Genomic DNA, 22,248 nt, shown 5'->3' on the forward strand with positions numbered 1-22,248 from the left:
ACACTTAAATGAAAAACTAAATTCCAGCTGTGGATTATCTCAGTAACTATGCGGGATTAAATTCTGTAATGCACCTTAACAATTCTATTTTTTTGTCTTATAATAAACCTGTAAGCACTCATGATTTATGTTTTTATGCATACTAATCGGGCATCTGAAAATAGTGTGCGAGACTAAATTCCACATGCCTTATGTGCAAGACTAAATTCTGGTGCAGTGAAATCTGCCTGTGCTTTACTATTTTATTTTATAAGTTTTGGACTAAGCATAACATCATCAGGTGCGATTGCCTTTAATCCTAATGCTTTGTGCAGTTTGTTGTCCAAGAGTAAAAGAGAGAGTTCATATGGGCTATGTCCATTAAGACTGTCTCTTTTTTCGTTGTTTATGTGATTCATCATAAGTCTGACTTTCTCGTCATTTAAATCAGCGAATGAACTCCCTTTCGGACGGATGTAGCGGATATACTCGTGGTTCTTTTCGCAGGCACCTTTTTGCCAAAAGCTGTATGGATCACAGTAAAAGACCGTCGTGCTTTTACTTCCGTCACAGAATTCCTCCATCTCTTCACGAGCTGAGAATTCTGAACCTCCATCCGTGAGGATCACCGGAAAAAGCTTTTTGAATGCATCCTGTCCTAACACTGTTTCAAGCCATACAAAGACCTCTAACACGCATTCCTGGTCTTGATATTCCAACAGGAACATAAGCATAAGATTGCAGTTGCGGAATGTAAAGGTCAAGAGGGCGCAGCTTTCGCCTTTCATTCCTTCCACGCAGTCCATTTCCACAACATTTATATCTGGATGATCTTTCATATAATTCTGGAAATTTTCGTAGTTATGACCTTGACGATAAGAACGATCTTTTGCACTGGTCTGTGTAGGTTTCTTGCGTTTCTTATAACGTACAGAACGTCTTAAGTCACCATTGCGGACATCGAATACACAATCATTGATGTAGGAGTAAAGTGTTCTTCTGGAGCAACCCAATTCTTCTGCATGAGTAGCATAAATATGACCGATGGACTGATGCTTCTCCTTGATCAATGGAACCAATAAATCATTCATGGATTGAATGCTTTCCGGAGTCTGGTTAATGCCGACTCTGCAATCGACTAGCACGCTACGGTACTCATCATGGGCATATTTGGATGAATAAAACTTTCTGGGCATAAGACAATGGGTCTTTTTACCACAGCCATTACATACGTAGGGAGGTTTATTCAGTTTCTCACATTCAGCTGTCTCATATGCGGGACATATATCAGTGCAGCGAAAGGATGGTTTTCTGCAAAGCTTACAATGAATGCCACACATCTTATCACACAAGCATGTCACCTTACAGTTCTTGCGATGAATACATGGCGGGTGAGTGTAACCTGAATCCGGACGTTCTTTTGTATGTGCGTGGAGACGTACTTCCTTTGATATGGTAGATGGATTTTTACCAATAATTCGTCCAATTTCAGTGAAGCTTTTATTCTCAGTAAGACCTTTCTCGATATCAACACGCTGTTCAAATGTTAAATGTTTCTGATTGCCTTTATTTTTCATAATTATCTCCAATCTGCACAGGCAGGCAATCAGCTGCAAGTACATTATACGGAGTAATGATTATCAAAGACAATATGGCAAATATGTGTGCAAAAGTAACTTCGACCTATATAGAATTTACTCTTGCATTTGGTCCAAAACCGGAATTTAGTTTTTCATTTAAGTTTTTTTCTACTACCCATGGCTATATTTTAGCACATATAGTGCCAGAAGTAAACATATGTTCTTTCTTTGAATAAAAAATTTGCGCGTCTAACTCATCACTAAAGTAACGAGAATGCGACGCGCAGTTATTCAAGCATTTCTCTTTTTATCCAACGAAAAAAAGAACACACAACACTCTGTATGTTCTCTTTCTGTATGTGAAGTCCAATATTATACTTTGAAGTAGCTATCCAATCCTTTGAACTCTTCCGCTTTCATTTCTTTTGTAACATCAGCATAGATGTTCAGTGTAGTTGAAATATCTGAATGTCCGAGTGCGTCTTGAATGACCTTTATATTTACTCCAGCTTCACACATTCTTGTTGTAAATGTATGTCTAAGCGAGTGGCAGCTAAAATGAGGAAGTAACACATCAGGTTCATCACTGTGCAAAAACTGCTCATCATTGCAATCACGGATAATTCTTCGGATTGCTTTGTTGAGTGTGGCTTGGTGCTGTGCCTGACCAAAACGATTGATGAAAATAAAATCTGTATATCCGTCAATCGTGACCTCGCAATGAAGTCCTACATCTTCCTGCTTCTGTTTCTCATGTTCAAATGCTTCTTTCACAAAACCGAGCATTGGAACCTGCCTCATACTCGCCGGAGTCTTCGTTGTATTTACATTGAAATAACAGCCACTTTTACTTCCCTTGGTTCTGTGGTCATAATATACAAGAGTATGATTAACATCAATCATTCCACTTTCCATATCAATATCACACCATCTCAATCCAGTTACTTCCCCCACACGAAGTCCAGTTCCTATCATTACTGCAAAGACCGGATACCAGTGTTCATATACAGGGTGGGTTTTCAGGAAATTTCAGAAATAGCTCCTGCGTCGGTGTATCGTCCCTGGGCTGCTAAATTGTTCTTCAGTTCAATGAGCGATTGTATCACTCGGCTTCGTTCTTCTTCATTTAAGTATAGATGATAGGTTTTCTCTCTCATTGGCTGTCCCTCCATCTTTCAAATGTATTTTTGATTATCTCCACATCTTCCTCGGTATCGGAAGAAATAAATATATGTACGCTCTGAAAAGCTTTCTTTAAATTATTGGCATAATCCAGTTCTGTGCCTTTCATCGGCAGCTTAATCAGCCTTATTCCTCTTTGCTTGCACATATATGCTTTCATTATTTCTAAATTCTCATCGGCACTTCCTGACTCAATAGCCAACTTTTCTGAATTTCAGGATGTGTTGTCTGCAAATCATTAAACCCTTTCGAGAATATGTACCCACTGCAATACGGGCATTTACTCCCACCGGAACGGGTAGAAATAAGGGTGTTCCACTCTCTGCCGCAATCCTTACACTTCCACCACGCCTTACGATTGGCAAAGACCGTAACCTGAGTTGGAAGTAACGGATAATTTCTGTCCGACCACTCGGCAGCTATATCCGGCAGAAGCGTTGCAAAGTCATTAAATCCTGCCAACACTTTATTATGGGAGCAATACGGGCAACCTGTTTTATTTATTGTCCTGCTCTTAACGGCAGCTTCCCACTCGTGTCCTTTTTTACATCTCCAAATTACTTTCTTATGAGAACCAATAGAAACCTCTGTCGGTTTTATCTTATTCTTTTTCGACCACTGCTTTACCAGTAGCGGCTCTAATGTCGCCAAATCGTTAATACCTGCAATCACTCTCGCACCGGAACATATCGGGCATTTTTCTCCATTTGAACGAGCCTTAACGCTTGTCTGCCATTCGTGACCACAAGTACCTTTCCACCATACTTTTTTATTTGAACCGAAAGTAATGTCATCGGGTGTAAGCGGTAAGTTTTTCTCCGACCACTCCGAAACAAGTTCCGGATGTACTTCTGCTAAACTGTTATTCATAGCCAAACCTCAACCTCCTTGTGCTTAGAGTATATGAAGTTTTAGCTTTGTCTTGTAGTTTGCGAATATCCGTATAAATAGAAAAAGCCCTTTGAGAAAAGGATTTCTCCCCTCTCAAAGGACAACCAGACAAACTTGAATTGAGATTTCATATATTCCAAGGGATTTAATAACTGTTATATTTTATTATCAAATATCTCTCAATCCCTTGAAAACACAAAGTTTATCGCAGGTGAGCTTTCCCTTATTGTTTCCCTTGCGTTATATCGTCCCACCAGTGTTTACGAACTCTGATAAGGGCAAAAACAAGGGCAAGAAAATTATATAAAACAGTATAACACAAAATAAAAGTGACATTGTGAACTGATTGAAATGCTTCTGATTTTTGCAACAAATGATTGATTTAACGATAAGGAGATTTAATACGATGAGAACAATATTTGCAGAATACAATCCCAAGCGCAACAGTATTGATGTTTACACCTCTGTTGGCTATATGCTCCGCATTGACTGTTCTCCCACCGCAAAGGATTGTATCAAGTGCCGCCCTAAATGTGTGCCGCGATCTCCGGCAGCTTCCCGCGTCCATGCAAACTCAATATCGGCGGTTTCCAGCCCGCAGCCGAAAGAGGACGCAAGCAGCTTCCCGTCTGTCTTTTCGGGATTTAAGATATAGTCTATCGCAGCCTTTAAGGTTGATTTAATAGGGTGCGTCTTTGTAACCGCCATATCTCGTCCACCGCCTTTTTAATGTCCTCTATATCCTGCCTGTAAACCGTCCCCGTCGCATTGGCGCGTTTTGCAATTTGGTTGATGTTCCGGCTCACCGCTTGCAGTTCCCGGATATATGCTTTTGTGTCGCTTCGGTCAACGACAAGAATATACCCGTCTATCGCCATTTTACGGAAGTATGCCCCATACTGCTTTATGGGAAGCTGCTTCATCTTCTCGTCGATCAGCCGCTTTTCTTCTTCCGTAACGTAAAACTTCATCTGTATATTTCTCTTTCGGTTTTCCATTTCCGCACCGCCTTTCGGTATAAGGGTTTGGGATTATCCCAACAAGCATTTTCCGCAAACGGGTACTCGTTTGCTGTGCTTGCTATCTACTCCATACCCCCACCGAAAGGCGGTATTTGTTGCGCGTTCCTTTGATTTTGGACGCAAAAAAAGATTGCAGCCGCCATGCGCTGCAATCTCCCGATTTCTCATATTGTGAGGTTAATCCTCTGCTTTTTCGACTTCCGTTATCTCCCTTGCTGTTGCGGTTACAATCCGTATGCCTTTATCGCTCATACCGTCCAGCAGCGCGTCAAGCTGCCGCCGCCCGGTGGATTTCTCCGCATTGCTGTTCGGGAAGAAAAATTGATCTACCGAAATATGATACCGGGTTACAAGGTCATAGAATACCTGTAAACTCGGCTGTTGTCCCTTGTTCTCGATATTCGCAAGGTAGCGCGGGGAAATATATAACTCGTCGCTTACCTTTTTGCGGCTCTCGCCGTATTCATTTCTCGCGGCTTTTATAGCTGCCCCGAAAGCCTTAAAGTCGTACAATGGTACGGGTCTTTTTGCCATTTTCATTCACCCTGTTACATTTTACAGTTCACCTTTCTTTTTGGATATGTCCACACAATTCATATCATTAGGTTAAATACTTCCTGTTGTGTATTGACAGTAGACTGATTTTCTGATAAAATAAAATTTATGTAAAAGGAGGTGGCGTTTATGTTGCATAGCATGCGTATTAGATAAGCATTGAAAAAAAGGATTTTCCCATTTTCAACATGGGCTTTTTTGTCATGCTTATTTTGCGGATGCTATACAAAAAACTAACGACGTATAGATATAGTATAGACATAGTGCAAGCTATGCCTTAGTTTTGTTGTACTGCTCTGTGCATTATAAATGCAGGTCAATGCTCATGTTGAGGATTGACCTGCATTTTTTTGTGTAAAAAGGACGAGTGAAATATAATGCTTAAAAAATATTGGATAAAATGTCCGATTTGTAACGGAAAGACGAGAGTTCAAGTATTTCATAATACTGTATTAAAAGATTTTCCTCTTTTCTGCCCTAAATGCAAATTGACGCATATCATTGATGTAGAAAAATTAGAGATTGTAATCAAAAATACAGAAAAACAAACTTTTATTATTTAGAAGAAAGGATATAAAAATGAAACGTTTACCTAAATATACGCCTGCGGAAGTACGGAATGATCCATACGGATTTACTTACAAAGAAATGTCGGAAGTTATTGGCGAGAATGAAGCAAAAGCCTTATATGAAGAATTATATAAGCAATTACCACGCAAAAAAAATCTATCAATGTTGGTAAAAAATATTTGCAAAAGCAGTGATACTGAAAAGTATGTTTACGAACTGAAAGACAACAAATACATTGAAACGGTTTTTATCAAGCGGCGAGATGGTGGAACTGTTTGCGTGAGCACACAAGTCGGTTGTCCTGTTGGTTGTATTTTTTGTGAGTCCGGGCGAAATGGCTTTGTTCGTAATCTAACATCGTCAGAAATCGTACAACAGATTATATTGTTGCGTCGAAAAGTAAACCGTATCGTTTTTATGGGTATGGGAGAGCCTTTATTCAATTATGACAACTTGATAAAAGCAATCCATATTCTCCGAGATAGATATGGGCTCAACTTTCCAACCGACGGCATTACCATATCAACAGTTGGTCCGGTCGATCAATTAAAAAAATTGCGCGAGGAACATCTTAAAATTCAGTTGACAATATCTTTACACGCAGCAACACAATCTGCAAGAAATCGTATTATTCCTCACATGCGCATATATGCTATTGAAGATGTTGTTAAGCAAGCCTTATCCTATTCTGAAAGGCATAATCGCAAAATTGTCTTTGCGTATTTGCTTTTACCGGGTATAAATGACCGGCCCTCAGATGTAAGACAACTTGCAAAATGGTTTCGGGGCAAAAAAGTTATGATTAACGTGTTACAATACAACCCAACAAGCAATTCAAGAATTAAAGCACCACAGAAACGGGAAATAGTTGCATTCAAACATCAATTAGAGCAAGCAGGACTTGAAGTTACTATGAGAGTTTCTCATGGCAGAGAGATTAACGCGGCTTGTGGACAGTTAGCTAACACATATAATAAATTCAAAAAAAAATGATTAAAAGTGCCAGACGCATAGACGCAGAGCCGATAACGCATTAGGTCAAAAAACCTATGTGTTATCGGCTTTTTTATTTAATATTGCGCAAAAGCCGCTGTTCCCTATTATAGAATGGATTGCGGGTAGTGTATTAAAGTCGCCCTTTTTTAAGGATACGGCGGTATCGGGGAGGTATCGCCGTGTCCATTTTTATTTACTGTAACCCGCCTAATGCTTTGCGGTCAAAAAAAGCTATGCTCCGCAAGCGGGATATTCCGGCTATGAATGTGAACTGTCAATACATTTAGCTACTGCTTACATTTCCTTTGCGCCCGTCCGCGTCTTGCGGACGGGCGCATTTTGCTTTTTTCAACTTTTTTCTGAAAAGCGCACTCAAGAGCCATCTCCCGAACGGGTACGGAGCGAAAGGGGCAGAGAGGACAAGCCCTTAACTCCCGTCCTCTACTCCACGCGGGAAGGAGGTGAACTCTATGGAGCTATCTTCTTCCGACAAGGAAAGAATACAACATCAGTACGACGCATTAGCAAAGAAAACTTTGGTCGGCGAAGCGAAAAGCCACCGCCGCACTCTTGCGAAACGCGCAGCACGCGAAGTTACTTTTTCGGATTTGAGCGAAAGCGAACTCGCGCAGCTTTTCACAACGGACGAATACGAAAGCGATTATTTCCGTTTTCAAGTGTCCGGCTTTGATGTACTCGTCAAAAATGAACTGCTTGCCGAAGCCCTTAACGCTTTGCCCGAAAGGAAACGCGACATTATCCTTTTGTCCTACTTCTTGGATATGAGCGACGCGGAAATTGGCGAACTGCTGAATGTTGTACGCACGACGGTTTTCCGGCACAGGAAATCCGCGCTTGCGAAAATCAAACAGTATTTGGAGGGAAAAGCAGATGATGAATACCGTTAGGAAGTCTGAAAATCTGTTGCCGTTCCCTGTCATTTCCGCAGCGGCAAACGGCGACACAACCGCCATGTGCGCGATCTTGAAGCACTACGAGGGTTACATAGCGAAACTTTGTACCCGCACGCTGAAAGACGACGCGGGCAATACCTATTCCTATGTGGACGAGGAAATGCGTAACAGGCTGCAAGTGCGCCTTATTACCCGCACCCTTGCTTTTCATGTAGGATAATCTTTTAGCCCATGCGGGGAGCGTGTCCCCTTTCCACGCTTCCCGTTATGGGCTATTTGTCGTTCCGCAAAAGCATATCCGCTGTTGATGTGCTTTTGCAGGCCGACAAAGCCTATTGTTCTTTGACAAAGAAAGCGGCCTTTGGTGCGCAGCATAACAGGCAAACGGGTACATTCCGTCTGTACCGAGCCAGTCGGCGGGTACGCCATGACAGCTTTTCCCCATAGGGGAAAAGCCGAGCGAGAACTACCGCGCCGTAAAACAGGTTTAGCAGCTTGTGGGCGACGACATACAAGGCGGCACAATGATACTCCCGCGTTGAACACCCTCAAAGTATTGCGCGGCGCACCCATAAGCATGGGCCGGGGTGAAACTCCCGTGAGGTTGCAGCTAACAACCGCCCGTTTTTGCCTTTTGACGAATATAGTTTATCCATACAGGAAAAGGAGGTTTTTCTAATGGATAAAAAACAGACAATTACAACCGAACGCAAAATAGGGAAAATCACCTATCTTGTTCAAGCGTTGCCGAGTGAAAAGGCAACCGATACAATCCATAAAAAGATTGAGAAACTCATTGTAAAGGATTTGCAGAAAAAGCCCGGAAATCCGGGATTTTTAGCGTCCGAGTAGTGCATTAGGCGGCGGGATATGGTATAATGATAGCAACACATTATACCTGTTTATTCGGCTGTCGGAAAGGAGGACTAATGTTACAGTCGAATAAAATCACCGCCCTTTACTGCCGTTTAAGTCAAGAGGATATGCAAGCCGGAGAAAGCGGAAGCATACAGCACCAAAAAATGATACTTCAACGCTATGCGGACGAACACCATTTTTTGAACACAAAGTTTTTTGTGGACGACGGATTTTCCGGCGTGAGTTTTGAGCGCGAGGGGCTGCAAGCGATGTTGCAGGAAGTGGAAGCCGGACGAGTGGCGACGGTCATTACCAAAGACCTTTCCCGTCTTGGCAGAAACTATCTGAAAACGGGCGAACTCATAGAGATTGTATTTCCCGAAAACGGAGTACGCTATATCGCGATCAACGACGGAGTTGACACAGCGCGGGAGGATAACGAGTTTACCCCCTTGCGGAACTGGTTTAACGAGTTTTACGCCCGCGACACAAGCAAGAAAATCCGCGCAGTTAAACAGGCACAGGCGCAAAAAGGCGAGCGCGTCAACGGGGAATATCCATACGGCTATATCCCAGACCCGAACAACCGCCACCACCTTATACCCGACCCGGAAACCGCGCCGATTGTCAAACAGGTTTTCGCTATGTTTGTTAGCGGCGTGCGTATGTGCGAAATCCAAAAATGGCTTGCGGAAAACAAAGTCTTGACGATTGGAGCGTTGCGCTATCAGCGTACAGGACAGGCGCGGTATCAGCGGGCAATGATCGCCCCCTATACTTGGCCGGACAAAACGCTCTATGACATATTAGCAAGGCAGGAATATTTAGGGCATACCATAACCGCGAAAACTCACAAGGTATCCTACAAGTCGAAAAAGACCCGGAAGAACGAAGAAGAACAACGCTATTTCTTCCCAAACACCCATGAGCCGCTTGTTGACGAGGAAACCTTTGAACTTGCGCAAAAGCGGATTGCTACCCGCCACCGCCCGACAAAAGCAGCGGAGATTGATATTTTTTCCGGCTTGCTGTTTTGCGCTGGTTGCAGACATAAGATGTATTACCAACAGGGCGTAAATATCGAGCCGCGCAAGTTTTCCTATTCTTGCGGCGCATGGCGCAACAGGGCAAGGACAGGCAGCGAGTGTACCTCTCATTATATCCGCAAAAACGTACTTCTTGATTTAGTGCTGGAAGATATGCGGCGGGTTTTGCGGTATGTTAAGGAACACGAACAGGACTTTATCTGTAAAGCTACCGAGTACGGCGACATGGAAGCGAGAAAGGCATTAGCGCAGCAGCAAAAGGAACTTTTCAAAGCACAGGCGCGTATGACCGAACTTGACACGCTTTTCCGCAAGCTGTATGAGGACAACGCATTAGGCAGACTGACAGATGAACGGTTTGTGTTTCTAACTTCCGGCTATGAGGACGAAAAGAAATCCCTTGCCGCAAGGATAGACGAGTTACAACAGCAGATCGCAACCGTTACCGAGCGAAAAAGGGATATATCAAGGTTTATTCAGATTGTCGGGAAATACAGCGACATACAGGAATTGACCTATGAAAACGTCCATGAGTTTATCGACCGTATTTTGATACATGAATTAGACCGGGAAACCAACACCCGGAAAATCGAAATCCATTATAGCTTTGTCGGACAGGTTGATACCGAGCAGGAGCCGACGCAAGTTGTCAACCATGACCGCCGCAACATGGTAGATGTAAAAAGTATCGCTATCTAACCCCAGCAAATGTCAGCCCCGTTATTTTATCCGTTTCCTCAATTTTAGCCGTTAGCATTATGATTGGATAAGTGTATTTCTTTCGGATAAGCTGGCAAAGTGAAAAGCCGTTCATATCCGGGAGCATAATATCCAGAATGGCAAGATCAATGTCGCCGCTTTCAATACACGACATGGCATCCGTTGCGCAGTAAAATTTATAAACGACGTAATTTTCGTTTTTCAAGTAGACCTCCAACAGATCCGCTATATCTTGCTCGTCATCTATAATCAATATCTTTTCAGACATATTTTCAACTCCTTTGCTCATATTTCCAATTAAGTATAGCAAATACAACATCTAAATTCACAATGGATTGCCTGAGAAATTATTAAGATTTTCCTAACTTTCGAATTTAGGCAACTCAAAATGCTAACGTAATTTACATATCAGTTTTTTATGTGTCATACATATTCTCCAATATACTTCCATATAATGCACAGATTGACTTCACAATTGCATGCCATGAAATATCAGCAGCATAAGAATAATTTTTTTGATATGTTTTCCATAAGGTCTCCATAACCGGACTTGATTCAATTTCATCAAATATTTCTCTTATATCCTCAGCTTCTATCAGGTCTAATGTTCCCCTTTTTTTGGCTGTAGCCACAAGTGCAGTCCATAAAACTTGTTTTTGGAGTTGTTCTCCATACAACTTTTGTAAAATATAAATATCATAAAAATCTCTCATTCGTGTATTTGTAACGTTTCGACTAACAACAGTTTCCAATTTTTCAGCCAATACCGTTTCCAGATTATATGCCCATACCTCAATAGTGCGGTCTTCAAGCATAAGATTAAATTTGTACTTGATTTCTCTTGGTGTAATTACATCCCCTGTAGAAATATCAATCTTTAATGGTGTGATTACACCATCAAATTTCGTTTCCATGCTTACACGAACACCAGGATAATCTGCTTCTTCCATGATTTCCGATATCCGTTTGACCCGAAATGAAACACCATCGTCCAGTGGAATTGATATAATTTGGGATATAATCATTTCTACATCCTCCACACTAACATTAGTGCCTTTTATGGTAGCATCCAGATCCATAGTAGCTCTGGCATCCAGACCAACCATTGCCGCCACAAGCATTCCACCTTTTAATATAAACTGGTTTTTATACTCTGATAAAGAAATTCGTTCTAAAAAACGTTCCATCATATAATTCCGCATCAAAATCTGTGCATCTGCGGATTTTTTCTTTGACAGATTACGAATTAAATCCTTTAATTGTCTTGCCGTTGTTATCATCTAAAGTAACACCTCCAAATATGGTCTAAGTATGTTTTCAACATGAAACATAGCTGCGTATTTCATAAGCATCCGTAAGTTTTTATCCTTACGTTTTGCATATTGTTTCAATGCGTCTTGAAAGACCTGCATTTCAACATTTTTTCTGCTACGAAGCAGATCACAAATTGTTCTCTCCATGTCATAAACGGGAACGGAATGTCCGAATGATGTCTGCATAGCTATGATTCCTATTTCATGTAAATCCTTTTTTACTGTGTACACTTGAAAACCGTCTTCCTGCAAACGACTTGGATTATATCCAGTTCTTACTGTTATGGTGTATTTCAAAGGCTCTCTGTCCGTTAAATCATGAAAAAACAATGCAGTTTCATGAGAAAATACAGCTTGACCACAACGTAAATGCAAAAGGTACATTGCATCTGTCCACGTATCCGGCGATACATACACACCATGAGCAGCTTGTTCTAATCCTCGTTCCTTCACATATGCATAAAACACAGACTTACTAATTCCATTATTTAGAACTTGAAATGTCTGAATTGTCCCTCCACATTCACGCAACAACAAATCTAATTTTTCAAACTGAGTCATATGCTTTCTCCTTTCGTGCTAATATGATAATATATATTAGCACGAAAGTAAAGACATATAGTACCAATAAAATATCGGTATTTTTGTTTTAATGATATCCCCTTGTTTCTCGCCATCCCTTTACATACCACCTGATTCCAACATATACCAGTTGCACGAATAATAAGAGAAATAGCAGATTGATTGGCAATGTTGTCTTTATCCACTTCCCAAAGTAGATAGCTGTTGCCATGCTTATAAGTATTACCATTATGGTAATCATATCCCAACAGCACTTCTTATATAACTCTGCAATCTTTATCTCTATAAATGCTACAAGTATTCCAGCACCCACCAAACATCCACCGCAGATCAGTATTCTTATCAGCCAATATACAATTCCGGCAACGACAGGATTGGATATTCCATTACTAATCTGTGCCATGTTCTTTCCTGTCAGTATAATCCACCCTGCAATGGTCTGTATAAAAGTGGCGATTGTATCAAAGAATACCACGCAATCAGAAATAAATATTTTTGACCGTATCATCTGAAAAAGAGTAGTTGATACGGAATACCATATCAACAGAAATATCAATGCTTCATACATGACTGTTTTTGCTTTATATCTGCCTGCCAGTTTTTCTCTCTGTGTATCATACCTTTCCTTCGCTTTCAGATAAGCTGTCTGGTTACAATTCCAGCACTTTTGATAGAATACCGGCTTTTCAACCGGTATCTCTACTTTTTTCTGATGGGAGAGTGCATAATCCCGTTCCTGTTCTGCCTGCCTTAGCTTATCTTGACATTCCTCTGTCATGATTTCGGCAGCGTGCGTTTTCTCTTTCTCGCTCTGCAATAATTCTTTTGTTTTCCTCAAGTCGTTCTTTAAGGCTTGAATGTTCCCTGCTTTGTTCTCGCTGTTTAACTTCTCGTTCAAGGTCAGCGATTCGTCGATCTGCATTTTCAATTTCTCGATAGTCCGGTCTTTCTGGTCGAGTTCTTCCTGCATCTGCTCTGTCAGCATTAGCAGTTCTTCCAGTTGATCGTCGCTCTTTGAGTTTTCGTATTCTGTCATCTATATCCCTCGCTTTCTCTATCTGCTGTTCAATGTCAGTAATTCGCTGTTCTGTTTCTGTAATAATCGGTTCTCGCTGTTTAATTTCTGTGCTAATTCCTGCCATTGCTGATTCTCGTCTGTAAGTCGCTGTATCTGGTCTGCCTTTTCTTCCAGAAGCATCAGCAGTTCTTCTGTATCCGGCAAGATTTGAAGCAGTTCTGATAATTCTTTCTCTAATTGCTGCAATCGTTCTTCCTGCTCCTGAAAGCACATCAGCTTCTCGTCCTTTTCCTGTATCTCCTGAAGCATCTCTGCCATGATATTCTGTTGTCCCTCTATCTGTGTAATCATTGCTTCCATCATGGGAATTACTTCTTTGCTTTCTTCTAATGTCATTCAAACACTCCCTCCACATTGACAATGCACCGGATACCTTACCAAAGGTTGCAATTACCTTTTGTAACAGTGCATTTTGTTTTTTAATCATCCGGTTTTCCTCAACCTTCCATGAACCTTTCCTTATCTGTCCGGTGAGATATTTTTCGTCAATCTTTCTTGCATCCGCACCCTCATGAATCATAGGGACTTTTAATTTGCCCTGTCTTTCATAAGAGCGGTGGTCAATCTGATTGTCTATGGATAAATGCCGGTTACACATCCCAGCCCATTCGCTTCGCCATAACTCACAATTCTTTGGATTGTTCCATCCGGTAGCGTCAGTCAGAACCCGTTTCCATTGTTTTCTGTTTCTTGCCCCGACTTTCTGTACTCCGTTTTCATCAAGTACCGGAATGCGGATTCCATGCCGGTCAGGATTTTTCTTATCCTGCCACCAGTCCGGGTGGGATTCATCAACCACGATATTTCCGTCAGTATCTCTGACAAAATCCCAGTCCTTGACTTCTTTGTTGCCCCATGAGTGATCTGGATTGAATGGTCGCATGGTTACAAGTAAATGCACATGTGGGTTCCCATCGTTCTTATCGTGTATGCTCCAATCGGCACACATTCCCTTGTCCACGAAAGTTTTTTGAATATATTCGGTTGTATAATCAATCTGTTCCTGTCTGCTCCATTCTTTCGGCAGGGAAAATTCAAATGAGCGTCCAAGCTGTGCATCTGCATTTTTTTCTATCTTTAAGACCTCATTCCATAGACGCTGTTTCTGAAATGTGATTTTAAACTTTTCCAGTGCGGCATCTTTATCATCCGCTCTTTTATAACGGATAGACTGTTGAAACCTTTTTATATTTTCTTCCGGTACATGCAGCCATTCAGGAGGTGCATTTTCGCACATCATCAGACTGGTGTAGACGACTTCCTTTTTGGAAGTATAGTAACTGATTCTGCCTGTTTCCTCATTCTTCATCACATCTCCATTAAGATATGCCGATGCGGATATGACAGATTTTCCTTTACTGCGCCCGACAATCTTTACTGTAAAGTGAAATATCGCCATGATACGATTCCCCCTTTCTGCCGTATCCGGCATTGATTTCCGACAGCATCTTCTTCTGGTTTTGCAGGAGTGAAGCTGTCGGAACGCCCTCTGCGCAAGAGTGCCCCCTGCGGCATGAGCAGGTCTGGCTGAAAGCCCCGCCGACGGAACGAGCCCGGCAAGCGTAAGCGCAGACCGGTTGCCACTTGTGGCAAACTTATAAGGACGACCTCTGGTTGTCCATAAGTGCGCCCTTCATTCAAAGGCAATGAAGGGAATGGAAAAACCACTCCCTCCGCCATTACACTTCCTCCATATCTGTAAGTGGCTCTTTCTGCATCGCCTTTGAGAAAAACTTTCCGTTTGTTTCCTGCCTTTTTAAGAAGCCTATCAACTTTGGTAAATCTTCCTCCTCAATCGGACAGCCAAGAACCGATTCCACTGCGCCACCAATCTGACAGAGCCTATGGGTTCGTTTTTTACTTTCCTCTGCTTTCTTTCGCTTTTCCAGTTCCTTCCGCTGTGCAATGAGCTTTTTTGTAGCTTCAATGCTTTCCTGTTCCTTTTTCTCTAATGCACGTATTCTTTCTTCATAAGTCTTTGTTGATTTCGCCATATCGTCTTCATCCTTTCTTTTTCCGATAAACAACAGTTCCCGGTTGCATATCAGGAGAAGCACATGGTATAATCCTCTTGCGTGTAGGTATATCATGGCTTCGGTCTGATAGAACCTTTGGCGGTTTCTTAGGAAGCCGCCTTTTTAAGTTGCCACATTTCTTGTGACAGCTTTTACATTTCCTTTATCCCTCAGATCACGCCCCTCGTTGGCTTCCATGAACTTTTCCAGAATGTCAGTTTTAATAAGGACTTTTCTTCCGACCTTTAATACCGGAAGCTTCTTCCATTCAACCAGCTTTCTCAAAGTGTTTCTGCCAATTCCTGTATAGTCGGCTGCTTCCTCGATGGATAATGCAATCTTTCTTTCCGTCATCTTGTCACCTCCTTATAAATTGCATTATGCAATTTTTGTTGTGCTGTTAGTATAGCGGTTTTATATTGTGTTGTCAAGCGTTATGAAATTTTAAAAATAATTATTATATTGCATATTGCAATTATGTGAGGTACATGCTATAATTCATACATACCGAAAAAGGAGGCAATCAGCATGAAAGATAAAGAACTACGCAAGCTGATAGGTAGCAGGGCAAAACAGCGTCGTCTGGAATTAAATCTGACACAGCCTTATGTTGCAGAGAAGATGGGAGTTACCGCTTCCACAATCCTGCGTTATGAGAATGGTTCGATTGACAATACCAAAAAGATGGTGCTGGAAGGTCTTTCGGAAGCACTTCATGTATCTATTGAATGGCTCAAGGGGGAAACCGATGAATACGAAACCGATATTACGGATAAGAAAGAATTACAGATTCGTGATGCAATGGGCGATATTCTCAAACAGTTACCTCTCGACCTTAGTAAAAAGGAAGATGCTTTTTCCAAAGATTTACTGCTGTTGATGTTAAAGCAATATAACCTGTTTCTTGAATCATTCCAGTTTGCCTGCAAGAATTACAAGGGCAACACGAATGAAGCGGATATTGCAAAGGCAATGGGATTTGAATCGAATGATGAATATAACGAGATTATGTTTCTCCGGGAGATCACCCATACCGTTAATGCCTTTAATGATATGGCAGATATTGTAAGGCTCTATTCCAAGAAACCGGAAATGGCAGAACAAAGGCTTGAAAATCTTTTATCAGAAGTTTTGTATGAGGATTCCGATTCGGTATAGAACGACAACCGGAGTTATGATACAATGAGCACGAGCAAGTCAGGCTGTTTACAGATTTGACGAGCGGCGAATTGGCTTATGGACTTGTCCATAAGATGCCTACACGCAAGAAGCATTTCATCAGTTCCGATTGTCTGATATCGAAAGGAGACACACGATTATGGCAAAAGGATCTGTAAGAAAAAAAGGAAAGAAATGGTACTACCGCTTCTATGTAGAAGATGCAAGCGGCAATCTGGTTCAGAAAGAATACGCTGGAACAGAAAGCAAAAGTGAAACGGAAAAACTGCTCCGTCAGGCAATGGACGATTACGAAAGCAAGAAATTCATTGCAAAGTCGGAAAATATTACAGTTGGAGAATTACTTGATATATGGGCAGAGGAAGAATTAAAGACCGGTACTCTCAGTAATGGGACAGTCCAGAATTACCTTGGTGCTATTACCAACATCAAGAAGCATCCAATTTCAGAGAGAAAGTTGAAAAATGTAACATCTGAGCATTTACAAGCCTTCTTCGATCTGCTTTCCTTTGGTGGCACTTATCCAGATGGTTCAGAAAGAAAAGGTTACAGCAAAGATTACATTCGTTCTTTCTCGGCAGTATTACAGCAGTCATTCCGGTTTGCAGTATCACCAAAGCAATATATCACTTTCAATCCGATGCAGTATATTAAGCTGAAATACCAGACGGATGAGGTTGACCTGTTTTCTGATGATGACATGGATGGCGATATACAGCCAATTCCACGAGAGGATTATGAAAGACTGATTGAATTTCTACAGGATTACAATCCACCGGCAATACTTCCAATCCAGATAGCTTATTATGCAGGACTTCGTATCGGTGAAGCCTGTGGTCTGGCATGGCAGGATGTAAATCTTGAAGAACAGTGCCTTACAATCAGACGCAGTATCCGCTATGATGGTTCAAGGCACAAGAATATCATCGGACCAACCAAACGAAAAAAGGTAAGGATTGTTGATTTTGGAGATACACTGGCAGAGATTCTTCGTAATGCCCAAAAGGAACAGCTTAAAAACCGAATGCAGTACGGAGAACTTTACCACAAAAACTACTACAGAGAAGTAAAAGACAAAAACAGAGTTTACTATGAGTTCTATCATTTGGACGGAACAGAGAATGTTCCAGAAGATTATAAGGAAATATCCTTTGTCTGCTTAAGACCGGATGGAAGTTTGGAACTGCCAAGCACGTTAGGAATTGTTTGCAGGAAGATTGCTCAGAAACTGGATGGATTTGAAGGATTTCATTTTCACCAGTTGCGACACACCTACACAAGCAACCTTCTGGCAAATGGAGCAGCTCCGAAAGATGTACAGGAACTGTTAGGACACTCAGATGTCAGTACCACAATGAATGTCTACGCCCATTCCACAAGAAAAGCCAAGCGGGAATCCGCAAAGTTACTTGATAAAGTGGCAGGCAACGACTAAATAAAACTTTCCCTTATTTCCCTTACGATTATCTCATAAGGGCAAAAATAAGGGAAAATACATATCATTTCACTAATGAATGGGCTGGAATGTCTGTAAAATAGGGAAAGTTAGAAATATATTTCGGCAAACTGGAATTTATAAGTTCAACTCAAACATCCTGTACTCTGTCTATCCAGTATCTTCGTAATACATTTCTTTGACTTCTACAAATCAAAAACCGCAGCTTATATAAAGGCGTTCTGCTGACTTACAAGCACCCAGAACATCAAGGCGTACAGCTTTTTATGCTCTGTTCTTGCAACGTTCTATATTTCTTATCTCCCTGGTATTTAACGTATCTTTTTCCTATAAGTCCGTATTGTACAATAACTGCTGTCCAATTTTCAAGATTCCTTCAGACTTTCTCTATATAGTGCATATTCAATACCCCAGCACAACCATATAATCCAGAATCGCATGAACCAGCACTGGAATCCAAATTGTGCCTGATTTTTCTTTCAGATACTGGAAAATACATCCAGTTAATATCAGTCCTAGCATTTGTGACGTAATAAATGAAAATACATAAACCAGTGTGATTTTTCCCCAGTTTGTATAGGAGAACAGATGCATGGCAGCAAACAAAATATTTGGTACAAGATAACGGATATAATTATTTTCATCTTTTAACAAATACACACATATACCCCTTACCAAAAGTTCCTCTTCCATTGCAATAAATACCGTATAATACAGCAAATTATACAATATTGTTATTTTATCTGCTTTTGTGATCAAACAGAAAACGGTTACTGCCCCAAGAATCGCTGTCAGGATAAGCACCGTTGTCTTCTGCTTTTTTCCTGATATTTTTAGGTACATTTCTGATATGAATTTTTTTCTTAATATCATGAAAAAAATTAAAATCACTATGATTGCAACCATAGAAACAACCAGACTCTGGCGAAAAATACCAAAAATATTATCAGATGCATTTCTGACTACAACGACTGTACCATTTTGTTTCCATGTATAAATAAAATAAGCGGCTACTAAAATATCTGCTGTACATATGAGAAATATAATAATAATTCTCGCTGGCAAAGCTAATGTTTTTTTATCTTTATCTGACATTTTTATTTCAAAGCCTCCCAGTCAATTCGTTCATTTCTGTAGAAAAATTCTCTTTCGGTATAAACCATTCTTTATAAAGGTTTTTAGCCTACTCCTACAAATTACGATTGAACAAAATCGCTGCGCGATGGCCTGCCAAGGCTGTGGCGCAGTTTTATTTTTATTAAAAAAGCAGTGGAATTACTTTTCATAATCCGTTATTGTTAAGTTACCACACGAAACAACTGAACTAAGAAAGCTCCACTGCCTATGATAAGAATAACATTTTCTAGTCTCTTCCGCAATCGGAATTATGACGCTAATGCACCTCCAAATAGGTAAATGTAATTATTAACACTACTTATTCTGGAGGTTTTATTATGTATAAAGATATTTTTGAATCCATCCGCAATGAAGCGGAGAAACGTAACCTGCGTGAAAGAACTATTCAATTGTATTGCTCTGATGTCAGCTACTTCCTTCGTTGGATTGAAAAAAATGTTTCTGATCTTACACACTTGAAGATGCGGAAAGTTTTCTTACTGCCAAACGTCTGGAAGGCAGGTCTCCTGAAACTCACAATCACTATCGGTCTGCAATCAAGTTCTTATATAAAAAGGTGCTGAAGACTGTCTGGGATGATGACACTGTTCCGGCTATGAAAAGAGAGCGCAATCTTCCTGCTATTCTGTCCCGCGATGAAATAAATGCAATCATTGACGCCACTCCGAATCTGAAACATAAAGCGATTATTGCAACTATGTATTCTTCCGGATTACGTGTATCGGAGGTCGTTCATCTCCATTATGATGACATTTCCCGTACCAACATGACAATTCATGTTCGTGAAACCAAAGGCAGAATTGACAGGTATACAATTCTGTCTCAAAAAAATTTAGACCTTCTCACAGAGTATTGGTACAAATGTGGTCGCCCTAAAGATATCCTTTTCCCAAGTTCCTGGTCCGGTGGATATCTTGATATAGCCAGTGTTAACCAGTTCTTTAAGAAAAGTGCTAAACTTGCCGGCATTAACCGTCATGTTTCCTCTCATGCGTGCCGTCATAGTTTTGCCAGCCACCTATTCGAAAGTGGCACAGATATAAAATATATCCAGTCACTTCTTGGGACATGTTGATCCTCGCTCTACAGATGTTTACCTTCATGTGAGCAACAAGACACTTCTTGGAATCCGCAGCCCGTTCGACAACCCGGAAGGTGGTGAATCATGAGTAAGAATTGTACGATTCAGGATGTTTTTCATCGTTTTTATCCATCTTTTGAATCCACACATGAGTATTTCTCCCGCTCAGCGAAAGGCCGCCTATCACATCATGAATTGCAAAACTGGTGCCTTTGGTGTGAATGTAAGCGTATGCGAGGACTGCGGCTGCATATCAGTCCACTATAACTCCTGCCGTGACAGGTGCTGTCCTATGTGTCAGGAGTTTCCAAAAGAAAAATGGGTAGATGCACGGCGGGAGGATATCTTAGATGCTCCTTATTTCCATGTGGTTTTTACAGTTCCAGAAGAACTCAATCCCATTATCTACAGCAACCAGAAATTCTTATACGCTGCTCTTTATCATGCGGCTTCAGATACTCTCAGTGAACTTGCTGCTGATAGTAAATATCTTGGGACTGATATCGGCTATATTTGTATCCTCCATACATGGGGAAGTACCATGAACTTTCATCCTCATATCCATGCAATTGTTCTTGGTGGAGGGCTGGATGTGAAAAATCATTGGAAAGACAACGGGAAAGATTTTTTCCTTCCGATTAAGGTGATTTCCAAAACGTTTCGTGGAAAATATATGGCTGAACTTAAGCAGCTCTGGGAAAATGACAGGCTTGAATTTCATGGATCGGCTGCACCTTACAAAAACTACTATACTTTCAAGGAATTGTTAAATATCTGCTATGCAAAGGAATGGATTCCTTATTGTAAGAAACCATTTGACGGTGCCGAATCTGTCATCAGGTACCTTGGAAAATACACTCATCGGATTGCTATCAGCAACTACCGTATCAAAGGCATGACAGAATCTACAGTTACATTTTCTGCTAAAGATTACAAAAATCAAGGACTTTGGAAAGAGATCACCCTATCCGGCGAGGAATTTATCCGTCGATTTTTAATGCATGTTCCTCCAAAGCGTTTTGTACGTATCAGGCACTATGGTCTTCTTTCATCCAGAAATAAGAAGAAAAAGATTACCATGTGCAGAAACATCCTTGGCTGCAAAAAATATATTTCTAAACTGAAAGATATGGATGCACCTGCCATTATCCACCTTCTTTATAATAAAGATATATGCAAGTGTTCTTCTTGTGGTGGTAAAATTATTCCTCTGCCTACAGAACAACATTTTATAAAACCAAAACCACATATGCTCTGTTAACGTATCGTAACTGTATATTTTTTTTAGCTTCCTTAAGGAGGCTTATTTCTGGTGTCATAATACAGGACTGAATTATAAATTCTATGTGTTTCTATGTGTACACGCTATCCTATTACAAATAGAGTGTCAGAATTAAAAGTCCATATAGAGCTGACGCGCTTTGTTCAACCAGAAAAAATCGAAATTGATGCAAACGAAAGGGCAGTTAATGAAAAGTCTCAATACTGCTTTTTCGTTTGCACCACCTTCGATTCTTTCCTTAACGATTGTTCTAATTATTTTTAGTTCCACCTTCTTGCCCCTCGGACAAGAAGTATCCCTCGCTTTCAGCTCAGTCAATTCCGATTGAGATTTCACCCGTTTTATAAGCTGTTTTTCTTTCCAGTCAATTGTGGAATCCACCTGGCATATAAATCACAGAGTGGCTGTGACTATTTTCCAGCCCATATTTTCGTGACATGCTCCCACCACTTAAATCTCTGATTTTGAAGTGGGGGCTCTTCTCGCTCAATGGCTCTACTGAGCCAAGTATCTACAAGCTATCCTCGCGTGCCCCGCGATTTTTTTCCCGGACACGGGCAGATTTCGTACTGATTGTCTCGTCCGGATACGGACAGTTTATGCTGCCAGCATCCTTCTTGCCTCTTCACGGATGTTGATTGCTGCATTTCGATCTCTGTCCATCTCATTTCCGCACGTACAGCGGTAAACTCTTTCGAATAATTTCAGCTCTTTTTTTATCTTTCCGCATTTACTGCATTTTTTGCTTGACGGGAAAAAGCGGTCTACCTTTACTAATTCTTTTCCCTTCCAGGCAAGCTTATAATCCAGCA

Annotated in this window: 25 protein-coding genes and 3 pseudogenes; 12 read left to right on the plus strand and 16 right to left on the minus strand. The window is 41.0% G+C overall.

The window, feature by feature from the left end:
- Positions 1-242 precede the first annotated feature (242 nt).
- The 3 genes from AC075L_RS18110 to AC075L_RS18120 all read right to left on the minus strand — a co-directional run bounded on the left by AC075L_RS18110 (position 243) and on the right by AC075L_RS18120 (position 3,611).
- The gene (locus tag AC075L_RS18110; protein ID WP_070100053.1) at positions 243-1,556 is read right to left on the minus strand and encodes an IS30 family transposase; all 1,314 of its coding nucleotides are present in this window, start codon (positions 1,554-1,556) and stop codon (positions 243-245) included.
- A 375-nt stretch (positions 1,557-1,931) separates the two neighbouring features.
- Positions 1,932-2,534: a tyrosine-type recombinase/integrase gene (locus AC075L_RS18115; RefSeq protein WP_476387988.1), complete on the minus strand. Its 603-nt coding sequence runs from the start codon at positions 2,532-2,534 to the stop codon at positions 1,932-1,934.
- A gap of 372 nt (positions 2,535-2,906) precedes the next feature.
- The gene (locus tag AC075L_RS18120) at positions 2,907-3,611 is read right to left on the minus strand and encodes a zinc-ribbon domain-containing protein (protein WP_227083587.1); all 705 of its coding nucleotides are present in this window, start codon (positions 3,609-3,611) and stop codon (positions 2,907-2,909) included.
- A 427-nt stretch (positions 3,612-4,038) separates the two neighbouring features.
- Here AC075L_RS18120 and AC075L_RS18125 point away from each other — a divergent pair.
- Positions 4,039-4,143, plus strand: a pseudogene (locus AC075L_RS18125) (DUF6061 family protein); the annotation flags it as partial.
- On the opposite strand, the gene AC075L_RS18130 reads toward AC075L_RS18125, so the two are convergent.
- The 3 genes from AC075L_RS18130 to AC075L_RS18140 all read right to left on the minus strand — a co-directional run bounded on the left by AC075L_RS18130 (position 4,104) and on the right by AC075L_RS18140 (position 5,188).
- Positions 4,104-4,340, minus strand: a complete 237-nt coding sequence (locus AC075L_RS18130; RefSeq protein ID WP_416386143.1) for a relaxase/mobilization nuclease domain-containing protein — start codon at positions 4,338-4,340, stop codon at positions 4,104-4,106. The pseudogene AC075L_RS18125 and the gene AC075L_RS18130 overlap by 40 nt on opposite strands.
- On the minus strand, positions 4,301-4,630 hold the full coding sequence (locus tag AC075L_RS18135; protein WP_002584958.1) for a plasmid mobilization protein: 330 nt from the start codon (positions 4,628-4,630) through the stop codon (positions 4,301-4,303). The genes AC075L_RS18130 and AC075L_RS18135 overlap by 40 nt, the downstream gene beginning before the upstream one ends.
- A 201-nt stretch (positions 4,631-4,831) precedes the next feature.
- The gene (locus AC075L_RS18140; RefSeq protein WP_002584957.1) at positions 4,832-5,188 is read right to left on the minus strand and encodes a helix-turn-helix transcriptional regulator; all 357 of its coding nucleotides are present in this window, start codon (positions 5,186-5,188) and stop codon (positions 4,832-4,834) included.
- 398 nt (positions 5,189-5,586) lie between these two features.
- Between AC075L_RS18140 and AC075L_RS18145 the strand changes: the two genes are divergently transcribed.
- The 6 genes from AC075L_RS18145 (at position 5,587) to AC075L_RS18170 (ending at position 10,292) form a co-directional block, all read left to right on the plus strand.
- Entirely contained in the window at positions 5,587-5,772 is a 186-nt protein-coding gene (locus tag AC075L_RS18145; protein WP_003431289.1) for a cysteine-rich KTR domain-containing protein, read from the plus strand.
- 16 nt (positions 5,773-5,788) lie between these two features.
- Positions 5,789-6,772, plus strand: coding sequence for a 23S rRNA (adenine(2503)-C(2))-methyltransferase RlmN (rlmN, locus tag AC075L_RS18150; protein WP_002584956.1), 984 nt, complete (start codon positions 5,789-5,791; stop codon positions 6,770-6,772).
- A 473-nt stretch (positions 6,773-7,245) separates the two neighbouring features.
- A complete protein-coding gene (locus AC075L_RS18155) occupies positions 7,246-7,683 on the plus strand; it encodes a sigma-70 family RNA polymerase sigma factor (RefSeq protein ID WP_002604474.1) in 438 nt (145 codons plus the stop codon).
- Positions 7,667-7,909 (plus strand): helix-turn-helix domain-containing protein, encoded by a 243-nt coding sequence (locus AC075L_RS18160; RefSeq protein ID WP_002604473.1) that lies wholly within the window; start codon positions 7,667-7,669, stop codon positions 7,907-7,909. The genes AC075L_RS18155 and AC075L_RS18160 overlap by 17 nt, the downstream gene beginning before the upstream one ends.
- Before the next feature lie 458 nt (positions 7,910-8,367).
- Positions 8,368-8,541, plus strand: coding sequence for a transposon-encoded TnpW family protein (locus AC075L_RS18165; RefSeq protein WP_002604472.1), 174 nt, complete (start codon positions 8,368-8,370; stop codon positions 8,539-8,541).
- 77 nt (positions 8,542-8,618) lie between these two features.
- Entirely contained in the window at positions 8,619-10,292 is a 1,674-nt protein-coding gene (locus AC075L_RS18170) for a recombinase family protein (protein WP_002604471.1), read from the plus strand.
- Positions 10,293-10,302: 10 nt separating this feature from the next.
- On the opposite strand, the pseudogene AC075L_RS18175 reads toward AC075L_RS18170, so the two are convergent.
- From AC075L_RS18175 to AC075L_RS18210, 8 genes and pseudogenes are all read right to left on the minus strand, one after another.
- Positions 10,303-10,581: pseudogene (locus AC075L_RS18175) on the minus strand (response regulator); the annotation flags it as partial.
- Positions 10,582-10,729: 148 nt separating this feature from the next.
- Complete coding sequence (locus AC075L_RS18180) at positions 10,730-11,593, minus strand: nucleotidyl transferase AbiEii/AbiGii toxin family protein (RefSeq protein WP_227250082.1); 864 nt, start codon at positions 11,591-11,593, stop codon at positions 10,730-10,732.
- Positions 11,594-12,187 (minus strand): type IV toxin-antitoxin system AbiEi family antitoxin domain-containing protein, encoded by a 594-nt coding sequence (locus tag AC075L_RS18185; RefSeq protein WP_003505367.1) that lies wholly within the window; start codon positions 12,185-12,187, stop codon positions 11,594-11,596. It abuts the gene before it with no gap.
- 88 nt (positions 12,188-12,275) lie between these two features.
- A complete protein-coding gene (locus tag AC075L_RS18190) occupies positions 12,276-12,986 on the minus strand; it encodes a DUF6040 family protein (RefSeq protein WP_476387989.1) in 711 nt (236 codons plus the stop codon).
- Positions 12,964-14,685 carry a MobA/MobL family protein gene (locus AC075L_RS18195; RefSeq protein ID WP_476387990.1) on the minus strand — a complete coding sequence of 574 codons (1,722 nt, stop codon included), beginning with the start codon at positions 14,683-14,685 and terminating at the stop codon, positions 12,964-12,966. The genes AC075L_RS18190 and AC075L_RS18195 overlap by 23 nt, the downstream gene beginning before the upstream one ends.
- Entirely contained in the window at positions 14,661-14,966 is a 306-nt protein-coding gene (locus AC075L_RS18200) for a hypothetical protein (protein WP_118024518.1), read from the minus strand. The genes AC075L_RS18195 and AC075L_RS18200 overlap by 25 nt, the downstream gene beginning before the upstream one ends.
- Positions 14,966-15,280: a hypothetical protein gene (locus tag AC075L_RS18205; protein WP_014080633.1), complete on the minus strand. Its 315-nt coding sequence runs from the start codon at positions 15,278-15,280 to the stop codon at positions 14,966-14,968. Before AC075L_RS18205 ends, AC075L_RS18200 begins: the two co-directional genes overlap by 1 nt.
- 144 nt (positions 15,281-15,424) lie before the next feature.
- On the minus strand, positions 15,425-15,655 hold the full coding sequence (locus tag AC075L_RS18210; protein ID WP_003505382.1) for a helix-turn-helix domain-containing protein: 231 nt from the start codon (positions 15,653-15,655) through the stop codon (positions 15,425-15,427).
- A gap of 174 nt (positions 15,656-15,829) precedes the next feature.
- Between AC075L_RS18210 and AC075L_RS18215 the strand changes: the two genes are divergently transcribed.
- A complete protein-coding gene (locus tag AC075L_RS18215) occupies positions 15,830-16,459 on the plus strand; it encodes a helix-turn-helix domain-containing protein (protein ID WP_012744229.1) in 630 nt (209 codons plus the stop codon).
- Between the two features lie 160 nt (positions 16,460-16,619).
- On the plus strand, positions 16,620-17,915 hold the full coding sequence (locus tag AC075L_RS18220; RefSeq protein ID WP_015520977.1) for a tyrosine-type recombinase/integrase: 1,296 nt from the start codon (positions 16,620-16,622) through the stop codon (positions 17,913-17,915).
- A gap of 423 nt (positions 17,916-18,338) precedes the next feature.
- On the opposite strand, the gene AC075L_RS18225 is transcribed toward AC075L_RS18220, so the two are convergent.
- Positions 18,339-19,031 carry a CPBP family intramembrane glutamic endopeptidase gene (locus tag AC075L_RS18225; RefSeq protein WP_008707459.1) on the minus strand — a complete coding sequence of 231 codons (693 nt, stop codon included), beginning with the start codon at positions 19,029-19,031 and terminating at the stop codon, positions 18,339-18,341.
- A gap of 359 nt (positions 19,032-19,390) precedes the next feature.
- Here AC075L_RS18225 and AC075L_RS18230 point away from each other — a divergent pair, with 359 nt between their 5' ends.
- The 3 genes and pseudogenes from AC075L_RS18230 (at position 19,391) to AC075L_RS18240 (ending at position 21,415) form a co-directional block, all read left to right on the plus strand.
- Positions 19,391-19,636 carry a hypothetical protein gene (locus AC075L_RS18230; RefSeq protein ID WP_476387991.1) on the plus strand — a complete coding sequence of 82 codons (246 nt, stop codon included), beginning with the start codon at positions 19,391-19,393 and terminating at the stop codon, positions 19,634-19,636.
- A 32-nt stretch (positions 19,637-19,668) separates the two neighbouring features.
- The gene (locus AC075L_RS18235; RefSeq protein ID WP_476387992.1) at positions 19,669-20,148 is read left to right on the plus strand and encodes a tyrosine-type recombinase/integrase; all 480 of its coding nucleotides are present in this window, start codon (positions 19,669-19,671) and stop codon (positions 20,146-20,148) included.
- A 90-nt stretch (positions 20,149-20,238) separates the two neighbouring features.
- Positions 20,239-21,415 (plus strand): annotated as a pseudogene (locus AC075L_RS18240) (IS91 family transposase).
- 618 nt (positions 21,416-22,033) lie between these two features.
- On the opposite strand, the gene AC075L_RS18245 reads toward AC075L_RS18240, so the two are convergent.
- On the minus strand, positions 22,034-22,248 hold a 215-nt coding region (locus AC075L_RS18245), incomplete at its 5' end, for a zinc ribbon domain-containing protein (protein WP_476387993.1).

It is taken from the genome of Blautia sp. ZXY-1-B12 (assembly GCF_056339915.1).

Coding starts and splice junctions, on each gene's coding strand:
- AC075L_RS18120 (WP_227083587.1), bottom strand. CDS start 3,611: ATGAATAACAGTTTAGCAGAAGTACATCCGGAACTTGTTTCGGAGTGG.
- AC075L_RS18225 (WP_008707459.1), bottom strand. CDS start 19,031: ATGTCAGATAAAGATAAAAAAACATTAGCTTTGCCAGCGAGAATTATT.
- AC075L_RS18220 (WP_015520977.1), top strand. CDS start 16,620: ATGGCAAAAGGATCTGTAAGAAAAAAAGGAAAGAAATGGTACTACCGC.
- AC075L_RS18230 (WP_476387991.1), top strand. CDS start 19,391: ATGTATAAAGATATTTTTGAATCCATCCGCAATGAAGCGGAGAAACGT.
- AC075L_RS18200 (WP_118024518.1), bottom strand. CDS start 14,966: ATGGCGGAGGGAGTGGTTTTTCCATTCCCTTCATTGCCTTTGAATGAA.
- AC075L_RS18165 (WP_002604472.1), top strand. CDS start 8,368: ATGGATAAAAAACAGACAATTACAACCGAACGCAAAATAGGGAAAATC.
- AC075L_RS18135 (WP_002584958.1), bottom strand. CDS start 4,630: ATGGAAAACCGAAAGAGAAATATACAGATGAAGTTTTACGTTACGGAA.
- AC075L_RS18160 (WP_002604473.1), top strand. CDS start 7,667: ATGATGAATACCGTTAGGAAGTCTGAAAATCTGTTGCCGTTCCCTGTC.
- AC075L_RS18190 (WP_476387989.1), bottom strand. CDS start 12,986: ATGACAGAGGAATGTCAAGATAAGCTAAGGCAGGCAGAACAGGAACGG.
- AC075L_RS18155 (WP_002604474.1), top strand. CDS start 7,246: ATGGAGCTATCTTCTTCCGACAAGGAAAGAATACAACATCAGTACGAC.
- AC075L_RS18215 (WP_012744229.1), top strand. CDS start 15,830: ATGAAAGATAAAGAACTACGCAAGCTGATAGGTAGCAGGGCAAAACAG.
- AC075L_RS18110 (WP_070100053.1), bottom strand. CDS start 1,556: ATGAAAAATAAAGGCAATCAGAAACATTTAACATTTGAACAGCGTGTT.
- AC075L_RS18210 (WP_003505382.1), bottom strand. CDS start 15,655: ATGACGGAAAGAAAGATTGCATTATCCATCGAGGAAGCAGCCGACTAT.
- AC075L_RS18140 (WP_002584957.1), bottom strand. CDS start 5,188: ATGGCAAAAAGACCCGTACCATTGTACGACTTTAAGGCTTTCGGGGCA.
- AC075L_RS18235 (WP_476387992.1), top strand. CDS start 19,669: ATGAAAAGAGAGCGCAATCTTCCTGCTATTCTGTCCCGCGATGAAATA.
- AC075L_RS18130 (WP_416386143.1), bottom strand. CDS start 4,340: ATGGCGGTTACAAAGACGCACCCTATTAAATCAACCTTAAAGGCTGCG.
- AC075L_RS18145 (WP_003431289.1), top strand. CDS start 5,587: ATGCTTAAAAAATATTGGATAAAATGTCCGATTTGTAACGGAAAGACG.
- rlmN (WP_002584956.1), top strand. CDS start 5,789: ATGAAACGTTTACCTAAATATACGCCTGCGGAAGTACGGAATGATCCA.
- AC075L_RS18205 (WP_014080633.1), bottom strand. CDS start 15,280: ATGGCGAAATCAACAAAGACTTATGAAGAAAGAATACGTGCATTAGAG.
- AC075L_RS18185 (WP_003505367.1), bottom strand. CDS start 12,187: ATGACTCAGTTTGAAAAATTAGATTTGTTGTTGCGTGAATGTGGAGGG.
- AC075L_RS18180 (WP_227250082.1), bottom strand. CDS start 11,593: ATGATAACAACGGCAAGACAATTAAAGGATTTAATTCGTAATCTGTCA.
- AC075L_RS18195 (WP_476387990.1), bottom strand. CDS start 14,685: ATGGCGATATTTCACTTTACAGTAAAGATTGTCGGGCGCAGTAAAGGA.
- AC075L_RS18170 (WP_002604471.1), top strand. CDS start 8,619: ATGTTACAGTCGAATAAAATCACCGCCCTTTACTGCCGTTTAAGTCAA.
- AC075L_RS18115 (WP_476387988.1), bottom strand. CDS start 2,534: ATGATAGGAACTGGACTTCGTGTGGGGGAAGTAACTGGATTGAGATGG.